This window comes from Anaplasma platys, assembly GCF_012790675.1.
GTDB lineage: Bacteria > Pseudomonadota > Alphaproteobacteria > Rickettsiales > Anaplasmataceae > Anaplasma > Anaplasma platys.
Window position 1 is genome coordinate 741344 of the sequence record NZ_CP046391.1, and the last position, 13849, is coordinate 755192.

At 43.7% G+C, this 13849-nt stretch carries 4 protein-coding genes; 3 read left to right on the forward strand and 1 reads right to left on the reverse strand.

Annotated features, from left to right (window positions below):
- Window positions 1-635 precede the first annotated feature (635 nt).
- Window positions 636-5243 (forward strand): hypothetical protein, encoded by a 4608-nt coding sequence (locus ANPL_RS02960; RefSeq protein WP_169193287.1) that lies wholly within the window; start codon window positions 636-638, stop codon window positions 5241-5243.
- 350 nt (window positions 5244-5593) lie between these two features.
- Here the strand turns inward: ANPL_RS02960 and ANPL_RS02965 are convergent, their stop codons facing one another.
- Window positions 5594-5860 (reverse strand): hypothetical protein, encoded by a 267-nt coding sequence (locus ANPL_RS02965; protein WP_169193288.1) that lies wholly within the window; start codon window positions 5858-5860, stop codon window positions 5594-5596.
- Window positions 5861-6277: 417 nt separating this feature from the next.
- Here ANPL_RS02965 and ANPL_RS02970 point away from each other — a divergent pair, with 417 nt between their 5' ends.
- Together ANPL_RS02970 and ANPL_RS02975 are read left to right on the forward strand one after the other, a co-directional pair.
- Window positions 6278-8047, forward strand: coding sequence for a hypothetical protein (locus ANPL_RS02970; RefSeq protein WP_169193289.1), 1770 nt, complete (start codon window positions 6278-6280; stop codon window positions 8045-8047).
- 1239 nt (window positions 8048-9286) lie between these two features.
- The gene (locus ANPL_RS02975) at window positions 9287-13702 is read left to right on the forward strand and encodes a hypothetical protein (RefSeq protein WP_169193290.1); all 4416 of its coding nucleotides are present in this window, start codon (window positions 9287-9289) and stop codon (window positions 13700-13702) included.
- Window positions 13703-13849 lie beyond the last annotated feature (147 nt).

Below are 13849 nucleotides of genomic sequence, written 5' to 3' on the forward strand. Positions count from 1 at the left end.
GAGAGAGGCAAGAAATAAGGAGGTACACTATGTAATCTAGACCCCAAGTTTGCCCTTACCCCACGCCCCCCGCGTCGCAAAAGCGGGGAACAAGCCCTTTTACAGTATCATTAATTATAGACAGGAAGATTTGTGTGAAAACTATTGCAGGTTTGAATGTTATGGCCGGACTGTCGGCAAAGATTTACTTTGTCATCACACAAAAACATCATCAAAAAATTTAAGGGGAAAATACACTAGCGTCACATCGTAAATATACGCCTTACAAAAAATATTAAGCCTCCCATCGAGGCTTACCTAATTCCCTCACAACAAATAAAAACATATAGAGCCCCCTGCCGCAAAGTCCTCTACTAAAAGCACAAGCAGGGGGCATATTTTAACAACACACTACCCTGATTACCCATGCAAGCAATAATACACACATTCTTACCACATCTACATGGCCTCAATAACCTAATGCGCCTATTGCAATACATGACATTTATTAATTTCACTTGGCAAAAGTAAATAAATTTATTGCAAGGTAGCCATTATAAGCCTTATAGAGGTTCTTGTTTTTATAAATCTTAATAAGATACGAGAAATTCTTTATATTTATACAATAATTATTAAAAGAAAGAATAGGGGGCTAAATGAAGAGATCGCAAAATAGTGCGCACTTTACCAATACTGAAGCTGAACCCGGTGTTGATAAGGCTGATGGCATAGAAATAAAAAGAATAGAGGGCGTAACAAGAACTTACGTTCGCGACTCTGAGACATATAGCTCGTCATCAAGCAGTGTGAGCAGTGCAGAGAGTGCACATTTACCGCAGCCCGACAAAAGAAAGTTTGCAATTTCTATAATGCAAAACATTAAAGAAATTGCCCGAGGAATGGAAAAGTCCGTCACTACATATCACCTCTGGACGCGGAAAAAAACATCTGTTCCAAACAGGGATACTGTTGAAGGACAAGCTCTAGAAAAACAACGGATCGAGCGTATAAGCACAGCGCAAGTGGAGCTTGGTAATGTTTGGGAAATCCTCAATGAAAAGTATGTGAAAAATGTAAAATCACCTCAAAATGCGTTGGCACAGGCCCGAGTGCACTGCTACGTCGCATTGTCGCAGCTTAGAGAATTATTCTTGCTACGCAACGTCACATTAGAGGGCAGAATCGCCACATTAAAGGCAATACACAGCGTATCAGATGCTGCATGCGACATATACAACTTAGAGGAAAACAAGACGGAATATGCCGCTGCCGCTGATATTTTGAATTCGCAATATAGCAGCAGAGTACACAGGGCGCAAGATCTGCTTTTATACAGCTTAAAATGCTCTCATAAAATAAAACGTAGTGACTATGGAGCATTACTGAAATCTGCAGCCTCGAGTTTCTTCCCCCTAGCCACCCTTTTAAGCAAAAATATTCCGGATGCGGAAAAAAACAACATATACCTTCTGGCGCCTTTTGGACTGCAGTATGTGATAAGCGCAATCGATAACGGCACAGTAACTGGATTCTCAACGCCAGGAGAAACGTTTGATATCGTAAAAACCACAGGACAGCCCTACTCAATTGTAGCTTCACTGGCGGCAAGGTTTTTCATTCATACTCTGAAAGCTTTTGACAATCTCGACTCTATAGGTAGAAAAAAGCACAACTTACGAATACCCGATCTTGCCATAACACAAATGTACCTTTCTGAGTGCATCATGCTCACGAAGCGCAAATTGAAGAGTTGCAAAACTGGTCAACTACGCCCTTTAAAATGCCCCTTACAGGAAATAAAAAAACACCTTTCGGATGCGCTTTCATCTTGCATGCATGGCACTGACGATATAACACGGTGTTACATAACACTAAAACTCAAACAAGTTGGACGAATACTTGTTACAGAATGCGACTATGGGTTCTCACCAGAACACGATACAGATAATTTTTTAGAAAAGATTGCAATCTCTATTCAAAGATGTTTGGACAGACTCGATTTGACACGGGAGCTTTACGACCATAATTGGACACGATCAAACATTGCTCTAGCTCTCTTCCCAGGAGAACAGCCTCCTGCCAGAAATGTAGTGTCGTCTTATGAAGCGACATCCTTTGAGGCGCTGCAAAATGCCTTCAAAGCTGAAAAATCTACTAACCTCAGCAGTCCACAGAAAAAGAGCTTATCTCCGTCTTTATTGAAGAGATTTCTCTCACGAAGTACCAAAAAGGGTAGCGCAACAGAAGTGGAAAAAAAGAGAAGGCTTTCTGAAGAAAGCGATACGTCTGTAAGCGCTATAAGAAAGAGAACTGCTGGTAGATTTGGACCTCTCCCACCCTTGCCAAATGAAATACAACCTGAAATTGAAACGGCACAAAGGGCACCGCGCAGGAGCAAACCGCCAACAATACGTGAACTTTTGCTACGTAACAGCCTGATTTCCGCTACTTCCACATCACACGCTCCAGACATAAGAGCGCAAAGTGGCAATGAGTTGTCGAATGCGACTCCTAAAAACTCCGTTAGTTCTTCGGGCATTTATATGGATATGAGATGCCCACAAAATTCAGAACTCGGAGTATCGACGCATAAGACAATCTTGTCCTCAACTACAGGCACAATACGGCGTTATCTTCCCCATGTACCAACTGCTACCAATACACGGAGATTATCTACATTAAGCAATACAGTCTACTTAGAACGCACACAAAGTTTCCCTGCTCATGCTTGTGAAGGCCACGTGTATACTAATTGCGTACACGAGTCTCGTAAAGACTCTGCTGGTGAACTAGCTTCAGGAAAGGTGATGCCAACAGAAGCTTCCACCTCGATAGAAAATGGCCCAATACCACAGCGTGATAATTCCCCCGCGTCAGCCTACAGATTCACCGAAAAAGGTGCTGCAAATGAAGCGGTATTTTCAAGAAAATATCGCGGAAGCTCAGCATTTACCGGGGATATAGATGCTAGCAAAACTGTTAGGACTCCGGGCAGCAACGCCCCCATGCGGGACCTAGCCATGAGACATACCCATGCTGCTTCGTTAAACGAAAACACTGCTCTCCCATCGGCAATTCCTGGAGTTAGCCCTTTGCATACTGTGGAGGCTACAAAAAGTGTGGATACTAGCCACAACATATCGCCAGAGACAACAGCGCATGGTAGTTGCTCCCCAAACCCACCGGAATGCATAGAGCTTTTGCAGCAAGCTGCTGATATCTCGGTAATCAGGAGACGGCAGCGTTCACGCTCCGAAACTTTAACTAATTCATCGTCAAAAGCTGTAGATATAAGAAATGAAACTATGCGTGGCAGGTCAAAAAGTCTTGAAATTGCTGAAAGCGGGAGTGACCTGCTTGGTAATCCCAGCCCTACTATCAACAGTTCACGAAACACTCTCAGCACAGCGCCTGTAAATAAACTCGCCAATATTGCAACGGTTCGGCGGGGTCGGCGTTCACGCTCCGAAACTTTAACTAATTCATCGTCAAAAGCTGCAGATATAAGAAATGAAACTATGCGTGGCAGGTCAAAAAGTCTTGAAATTGCTGAAAGCGGGAGTGACCTGCTTGGTAATCCCAGCCCTACTATCAACAGTTCACGAAACACTCTCAGCACAGCGCCTGTAAATAAACTCACCAATATTGCAACGGTTCGGCGGGGTCGGCGTTCAGTATCTGAAACTGTTAACAATACGTCTCCTAGAGTTGCCATCGTAAAAAACGACGTATTCGGAAGGTCGGATAGCCTAGAGATCATTAGAGACAGCTGCGATAAAGATTATGAAACCTTTAGCGCAGTTGCTGCCCCCCATTTAGCTCTTAACAAAAGAGCAACTGATTCCCTACAAAAAGAAACAGCGCCTCAACAAAGAAAACCACAGACCACCCATGCTGGGCAAAAACAAGTCCCTGTATCTCGACCTTTAGGCAAGTACTCTCCCATGGGCCTTCCGCATTCATATATTTATGCCTCCTCACAAACCCGCAATACAACAAATGTCCTGCAAAGCTTTACACAAAGCGAACAGCGCCCACAAACAACCATATCATACAGTACCGTGAGCACGATGCATGCAAGGACTCTAACAGATGCAACAAAAATCCCTGTAGAGTATTGTAATATCGCAAATGCATATGAAAGTGTACGTTGCCCTGCTGCCAAAGCTTTTGGTGCTTCTAGGAGCCAGTACATTAACGTGGCATCCCCTTACGCGGTGACCACAGTCACCGGCGAGTACCAGTGCATGAAAGATAATCCGCGTTATAACCGGTATGACTTACGACTTCGCAATGAAATGCTTGGTTCCTCAATGAATTCCTTAAATTCAGAAGATTATTATGGCGATGTTGGCAGTATAGGAAGAATCACAGAGCAACTACCCCAAACATGGGCGTTTGAAGGGCTTTATGTCCGCGAAGATTATGCGCAAAATGCTCCATATTTCTTCGCAGATGAAGGTGCCCCAGTGGCTCAGCTAAATTACGCTGAAATCTACCCAATGCAAGGCAGCATAGACAGCGCGGAATACGTGTCGCAAAATAGCTACACGGAAGCATCGCATGTCAGTGGCGATGCGCGATACGTTTCACCGTATTATAATGTAAGCCACAACAATACATCTACAAATCAACAAAACACCGCTGGTATCACCACTTCACAGACACCCCCTTCTTTCCCACAAGTTTACTTACCGCGCCCTTGCTACAATACAAGACTGATGAGTTCCGGCATAATGGGTAGCTACTATACACCGAGAGGCGGGCACAGCCTACACACTCTAAGAGAAGACACAGAAGAAACAATCAGTGCTTTTAAAAGGTATGGTTCTGCTTCCCGCACACACTATGATGTACCTAGGGCCCATCCTACAAGTAGGTTCTCAACATCAAATGCAGATTGTAGAGCCTCAACCATTGAAGCACATAGGGATGCACAGATATACCACACTGGTATATCTTACACGGCACCACAAAACGTACGAGCAAGAACACCTGCCACCTCGCGTGGTGAAGAGTCTTATGTCCCTTGCAAACATAGAATGCCTGCAACGATTGACGAAAGGCAATATGATCAACGAGCAAGAATGCACCGGGCTTTGGAGGCATGTTCCCGAAGACACTCAGTTGAAAACCCTGAAATGAGCGCACGCGCAATACAGCCTGCTGATCACCTATACGAGAGTATAGGTAATGAATTAGACTGCCTCAGCATAACTCCCGCATATCCCCGAGACGGCAGGGAATCTCCTCAGAAGTTGTAATACAAATTGCCTGCAGCATAGAAGATCGCTGGGTAAACTGGATCTCCTTCTTACCCAGTGATCTTGATTCAGTTAAAATATATAAATCAACACTCTTTCAAAGAAGATAAAAACAGAACGAGAAACGCATTTTTCACCACATTAGCAATGGTGAAACGCCCATACTGCATCGTAATAATGCCTTAGAAAACACTCCCTAGCAGACAACTGACACCAGGCTATGAACATATAAAATTCAGCACCACTCAGGCTCATTCTTGCCGTTATCTGTCTATACATATAACAACAAATTCTGGTTCATGAAAATTAGGCAAGATCTTATACAGTTAATTAGCAATGCTTACCGCTGCTTATAAAGCAAAAAGCCAATCCCCTCCCCTATAGCAATAGCACCTAAATATTCTTAGCAAGATATCCGGAGTTAATAAAAGAAACGCCCTTCCCAATATACAACACTCCACAGATGAGCAAAAATATTTGCGCCCCTTGGACGACACATGTGTGCTTCTCCACTTATATCCCCTTTTTCCCAAAACCTGCATGACGTTTTTCGTAGCATTGTGGGCTCTGATAATATACGATGCGTAACCCAATGAGCCAAGATCATCGCCTAACATACTGCAATTCGACCTATGCACGCAGATTTGCGTCTTCGCACATGCACACTCAAATGAGGGTAATACTTCCCCCAGAGACAAGAAGCGCGCTTAAGCAAAATGGCCCATCAGAGCTGAAAAAGCTTTTTTAATCCCGCTTACAAAAAAGCAACATGATAAAACGTCGCTATTATTCATATTTCCTAAATAAAAATCGGATATATCACACGCCGTATTTTTGCTTATAACATCGTCAAATCCCACGGTTTTACCAATATACGAACACGTCCTTTGTATCTATCCCCTCCCATACCGTGGCACAATGGACTCACTAACATACCTCTTGTACTAGAAAAGAAATATACGCTTGTGCATTAGTCTACTACCTGCTAGCGGCACTACATAACGCAACTTATGAAATTATGAGGAACATCCAAAATGCAGCCTTCAATAGCTACACTGCAGCCCGCAGCCTATTCCGTAATCAGCTTATACGGTACAAGTGCTCTTAAATCTTCTGCTAGTCTCCTTATCAAAAACCTCACGAATTATAATGCATCAAAAAATGATATCTCATTAAGCAATGTATTATGTGTTTTGGAAAATCTACTCGGACAATGCGCCCACCCTTTGCTAAGAACTCTTCATGCTGCCCGCAGGAACGAGTCTACTTTCTCTTCTTACACTGAAAAGGCACGCACAAGACTAATTCATTACACAGAAGTTGTCATAGAAAACGCCATAGACTTAGTTCAAAGTGCTAAGTCGGCGTCTAAAGGCGCCAAATTTGACCAACGTAACGTATTGCTCATTTGTTATGATATTCTGGAAAAATTGCATGAATTATACCCCTGTAAAATACACCTTACTTCCCAAGAAAATTGGCATGTAGAAAATGTCGAACACGCTTTGATTTACGTAACTTGTGCCATAGACATTTTGCAGAGATACTCCAAAAAATCCCTGCAAAAAAATTTCAAAACATCAACAAGAGAAGCTGGAAGAATACATAGGGCTATGGATACTTTAGCCAATGTGGTAAGCGCGCTAGAAAAATCCACTTATGGCAGAAGGAGCAGAATTTGTTTTCGCAACACCCAAGTTGCGGTATACACGTCAAGAATAGCTAGCGCAGCAACCCCTGCAAACGCTACTATCGCTGTTGCTAGTCACCTATCATTTCGCGCCAGCACACTGATGCAAATGATTACAAAAATTAAGCACTCTCCTACATATAACGGCTTGAATAAACATTATATTGAAATAGCATTTGAAGCTCATGTTATGCTGATGGACAGTATAAAAAGGTTTACCACCCACAATAACAGCAGCAGGCTATATATCCCTAATCAAACAACTACGAGGCGTGGGCGCCAACATGGCAATATTCTACTGACCAAACACAACTTATTTGAAGGATTATGCTTTGCAGATAGCTTGCTCCCTTTATTAGAAAAAAGTCCAACAGCTTTCCCCATGCCAATAACCAGAGAACAGATAGAATCTGCCAAAAGCGACATACACGAAATCTGCAGGCTATTTAAAAATGCTCTGCCTCTATGTTACAACAATGCACTTCATGGCACAGTCAGCATACAATTCTCTTTTAAGCACTCTAAGAACCTCAAAACTATAGACCAAATAACCACCGCAATGAACAGCGTGTTGAACATAGTAAAAAGGGCGCAATTTATAACACTCTTTGACTCAAGCGAAGAAGTACATCTCGCCCTTCAAGGCATAACACTGTCGGCTGAAAGAATTATTTCACGATTCGGCAGCAAAGACGATTTTTCGCAAAATGCCCAGGATAATTCCCTCACTGACATTCTGACGACATACCCTGGAGAAGTCGCAGAAACAAAAATGCAGCTCGCACAGCAAAGAGGAATTCTCAAAAAATGTGAAAGAAGGTTTAGGAACTGCGCAGGACATTTTACTGAAGTGCCTAACAAAATTTATAACATCATATCCATTATCGTATTCCATATGAAAAACAATAGCACAAAGTATGACAATAAACTCTCAACAGAAGCTGCAGACCCGTCGTCTGGGTTAGGTTCTGAGTTGCCCAATGCAAGCACTGGCAAACAACCTTTGCCATCTCACCCCAGCTGCAAACCAAGCAGCGCTCTTATGTATCCCAAGGTGGAACATCAGCAAACAGTTTTGGTACAAGAAGAAAACTGCGGGATATCCGAAACATAAACTGATAATTCCCATAATAACAGCAAGAGCAAAGTCCCTCACTCTAAGCACTGTGTATTACACCCAGCTACTTTCATCTCGTTTGGTAGGATTAAAAATTTGAAATTTCGGACAAGTCATCCATAGTTGAAGCCTTGCTTAGGAGTCAGTTTTCCTTGTCTACTTCCAATTCCAACACAACAACTGGGCCACAAGTGGCTGTTCACGTTTGAAAGCAGCATCATAGATGCAAAACGGCGTGTAATAACCTATTGATTGTGGCTTCCAGCGCCTTTTTGATAACACAAAGGAAACCAATAATAGCACCTGCATCCGGGCTTTTCCTACACTATCACGGCGTATAACGCTTCCCTTCCCTTTCTCATCCATGCTTTAATCAAGCCCACTAAACCTTATTAGTAGGATTCCTGCCAATTGCGCCGAAACCCTCGCGTTATGGGACTACCTATAACCTCACCAAAAGGAATAGGGATTAAAGTACTAATTTCAGGAGGAAGATCACGCAAACTTGACACCACACTGGCGGATTGCCGCAACTACATCAACATGATGCCGGAAAAAAATCTGCGGATAGAAAAGCTCTCATCTCTTCCAACATGGTGTAACTATTTTGTGTATAGCTAGAAAAGCCGAATGCTGGACCTTCATTTACCAAACGTGGCTAGCACAATGCAAATACAGGTGTCTCTAAAGCAAGCCACCAGCATCCGCTTAGAAATTCTGAATTCTCGCAGCTATCGAATAGAAATGTAACAACCATGCATTTTGGCACTAACTCATAAAGGCAAAATTTGCAAAGATATTCTCCAGAAGAGTGTTTTGCACTGTCCTGACCGATTTCTCCACAGTGTCAGCGTAACACAGTGCATGACAAATCTAGAAAAGCTATAAAACCAGTAACTTAGTTAGCATACTACACGTAGAACGTGTGTAACGCTGCTAAAATTACTTAATGAAATTACTATCTTACGTCGCGCATACTAACCAGCCTCGAAAGGCACTTTACTAACGTTTAACATCCTTAACAGTGATTTTTTCGTTGTATTCGCTGCTACCCTTCAGGTATACAAATAGTGAGTTGCGTGAGCGCAGGTTGCGGTTGTGCGCAGTACTGCCGTGCCATGCGTGGTCTACGTAAGTTTTATCAAGCCGACACAAGTTGATCTTGCGCAAGGTGCTTGCCACCTGCGGCTGAATCCCTAGTGTTTTAGTTTTTAGAACAATTAAGGGGGAAAGGAAATGATAGAGGATGCACGCAGCGAGGCGCGAGCTGATGGAGTTTACCTTACGTCTCCCTATAGCTACATAGATAAGCTGATTTTTGAAACTCAAGATCTTGATGCAGAAGAAATAGTAAAGTCTGTCACCTTTGTTATTAGAGGTCTAGTAGCAGCTGTTTCGCATCACTTTTCCAATAAACAAAAGCTTGTGTCTTCGATCAAAAGCTCTGGAAAACAGGCACTAAAGCTGTTAAAAGGCATGAAAGAGGGTGCAGCTCTTAGTAGTGCTACTTTACAAGAGTTGGAACGCCAGCTACTTTACATGGTCAACAAAATCTCACCATTTATTGCTTCCGATTCCACTACACCCCAGGAATCACACGTTTCCTTAAAAAGCTTTGCGGTCTATCTATGCCGCTACTTGAAGTCCATCCAAGCACAGATAGCTTGCTCCGGAACACACCCAGATAAAGAAGAAAACGAAAAACCAGAAGATATATCTCTATTAGCAGTAACAAGTTCTAAAAATGCTCTCAGTGCAGTAGCAAATTCTCTCCTATTCCTGGCTGAATCTGAAGATTGCTCAGACATGAACGTACGATGTGCTTTGGAACGATACGCAGTTGCCATTGGGAAGTTTGCTGGAATTGTTGACAACATACAAAGCAAAAATGCGAAACGCGTTACCACTGATGTTATTGTTGCCTGTCTAGATGAAGCGCTGGCGTTCGTCGATGGCCTAGCTATAGATAGCATAATGATGGACAATCCAAATGCAGGGAATCTAGAGCTCTTGCGGCGCGACTTATTGTTTCCCGCACATCAATTAGCACTGAGGCAGCTACAAGGAAACGCTTATAAGAGAACAGATAGACTTGAACTACGGACAGATCTAGCGAGATTGAATCTGCTGCAGTCAGCAGGAGCTATGCTGGCCATGGATGAATTGCTTGATTCGCAGTGCCCAAAGCTGAAGCAATCTTCTTTCAGAACTCTAAGGGAAAACGTTGATTGCGCTCTGGAGAATTTCTCAGCGCTGGAAGCAGTCTTTGAGAGCGCTTTTAAAAATCTTGAAGATGTCGGAATCGAAGCACTGAACTCAAATTCCGAGCAAATCGAAACAAGAAAGGAATTTGTCAATTTTTCACGTGAGCTCATGTCTATATTAGACATATCTGACTCTGAGAAGCTTCCAAACCGTTTTGCAGGTTTAGCTCAAAAAGCTTTCGTGTCCTTTTGGGAGGGGGCATCCCTTGCGTTAATTCCAGGTTCCTCTGTCGAGAAAAGTGTTCATGATACTCCACATGGGACGGGAAGTAAAATACAGTCGTTTTTCAACTCAACTATTGCTCCAAAGGTTGACCATACCTTGTCAAGACAAGACGAAGAAGAAGCACAGATTGCTGTTTGCCCGGATGTTGGCGGCGCTACATACCTTCTAAATATAGATGCACGCCAGCGAAACAGAGGAGATATCTTCTACAAAACCATCAAGACATATTTTTCCCCCTCTGCCTGGAATGTGACTCTTCCCACCCAACAGCAAAACCTACAGCAGCACAATCTCAGCGTAGTATCCCAGGAGGCCTCCTGGGATACACAACTTTCTCAAAAAGCGCTTGTTACGCCCAGAAGTGGGGATGCGTCACCTTGTAGTGCCATCGTTGAACATTTTGTCGCACCTTCAGCGACGGAAGTTGGTACGACGTTGAAGCACGCTACTGTATCCCAGCAAGTCTTAAATGTAGGGGCAGTAAACATCACCTCCATTCATCCACCTGCCGCTGAGATTACACCAGAATCACTTACATGCTCTCCGGATCAAGGGTCTTTAGAAGGTGCTTCCTTAGATGCCCATGCCAATGTTAGCATTGATGCTAATGAAACGAACGCAGGTTGCACTCTGATTGAAGGACAAGTGTCTGCTGTGACTCAATCTTGCAGTAGCTTCACACCAGCCCAAGAATCACCCTTTGAGAATACAGGAAAATCTGGTTCTGATACATTCGTAGCTGCACAAACACAGGGCAGTAAGACTTCTGAGGAAAAAATAAGTCTGCAAACAACTGCTGATCCATTGAAAAAAGTTTCTAGCGCTGGACCTAGCACGGATGGCTCTTGTGCAACAAGTACAAAATATGGTATTTCAGATACTGACACCGCACCTGTCAACACAGAAGTTTTTTCCTCTGGTACCAATGAAGGTACAACCTGTGATGGTGATAACGACAGTACAGCGACGCTTTCCAGCAGCGCAAGTGAGACGTCAAGTTCCAGAGTAGAACAACCAGCCGCTTATCCCAATAACGTATCTGCACCAGCCATTAATAAGGGAACCCCCGCAGGCAATGGTGATACAGCTACAACTAGATGCACGGTAGCACCAAGTTGCTGTACCCCATCTGTAGCTAACAGCACAGGTACAGTTGAGAACACGCCGGTCAAGCGAGAAACGGTAACAGGACCTGCAGTTGCAACAACCTCGCATAGTCCCAACGCAACTGATCCCACAAAAAGTGGTTCAACATCAAACGGAGAGCCAGCTGCTGTGGACCATGGGCTCCAGAGCAACCCATCAGGTAGCTCTTCTTCCGATGACGGAAAAGGTGCCTCCCAAGATAGAGGCTGCATCAGTGTTAGTAGAGGTACAACAGAATATAGTACCCATCAATCCGCGAGTAGTGGGCTGCAAACTTCAGGTAGCAGTGTAGCACAAGCATCTAATTTATCTTCTGCAACTGCGCAACCTAGTACATCATTGATAGCCACAATTGATACTCAATCAGCTGCAACTTCCTGCAGTAACAACCCGAAGGCGGGAGGAACACAAGATCATGATATACAGCATGAACAAGACGCGATAAAGTCGAACTCCAATAGCAAAAAGTCAAAAAGGGGAGCGTGGTTAAAAGGGTGTTTAGGTGGAAAATCCGTTCCTGCTGAAGATCATGATTTTTATGCGAAAACCGGCTCAGAAACCACTAACAGTACTGTTTTGTGTCACATATATGGTAAAAAGAGAATATTGTGTTTAGGTCGCAAGGTAAAGATGAGTACTGGAGAAACTCAGGAAGATTTGCATCGGGATATAAAGCAAAATGACTCAAAGATTCCTTGTTATTATAGCTCGGTGCATAGGTTAATTTACGAGTCGCGTCGTCGCGATAGTCTATTCATTGAGCAGAAGATAGAAGATGTTGTACCGGTGCTGAACTCGCTCTCACGCAGTGAAGTGTTTGACACACAAAACCACGGTATCATATCTGGAGCACTAAAAAGACTTAGTGACCTTTCTGTTTTAACTGGAAGTGTATATACGTCGCCACTTGTGGAAGAGGTGCTGCTAAACTCTGTTGTTTCCCTGCCTCAATGCATACCTAACGAAGAAACAGGGAAAGATAATGAACTGATCCGCCGTGTGTTAACCTGTATTGTGGCGTTGTCACTGTGCATTAAGTCAATTAATGCAGCACGCACCATTCCTACCCAGTCGAGCAGCACGCAAAGCTCTGAAGTTGCCCATGTTGAAAGCTGCAGAAGCGCTCTTAGTGCTGTTATAAATGCATGCTTGACTATTGCTGGCCATGGGGATAAAACCGCGAAAGGTGTAAATATTGACAGCGCGGCACTAAAGAGATGCGCAGTTTGTATTGCAGCGTTAGCCGGAATACTTTCCGACACACAGAGCCAGGAACACCGAAGAGCAATTGAGCGCGCTCTACTTGAGCAGATAGAAACTGCCAAGACCATGATGAGTGAAAAATCAAATGGTTCTATAGGAGCCCTGAATAACATCGTAGACCAGGAGTTGGCGCAGTACACCTGCGACTACGCTACGCGCACACTGAGTACCCATGGGCAGCGTGCCCCCGGCCACTCCACCTACAAGTACCCCTTGTTTCAGACAATTTGCCACATTAGGGGGCTAAAAGAACAGAAAGGCGCAGAGAGAAAATACGCAAAATTCAGGAAGTGTGTCAGCAATATTTTAGAGGGCTTACTCAAACTCGATGCTCATGTGGAAAAATTCTGCTTGAAGAAGGAAAACGGAGATAAGAAAAAAATGTCAAAAGCTGCGAAAGCTCTTACACAAGCTGTCAAAAGTTTAGAGGACTTATTTGTTAAGTTGGAAAGAAAGCTTGACAAGCACACTATGAGCAACTCACTGTTTGCTCATTTGGCGAGAAAGGCGATTGATGCTTGGCATCGTCTCACGGAACAGATCTCACTACTCAGTCAATCAGATCACAGCGATGTCGCTGCATCTAGCGGACAAGCACAGAGCGCTGGAAGACCCGCAAATCAAAATGTGAAAACACAACAACCAGGACCTGCTGGCACCTTGTCAGGAGCATCAACAACAACCGGCTGTGCTGTTGCCATGGTAGGTGAACAGCATACCAAGAACGTCCACAGCATCGTGTCATCTCTTTAGAAGAGCAGGCTTGCGTTGTGTGCTTCTCAATAAATGAGGCATAAAGTAGCTACTGACGCGTGGTTTTATACTCACGTGTGGACTTTGGCAAAGCTACAACGTATACTAGAATACGTGCTCTGGTACCGTGCTATTGTTGCCTAAAGG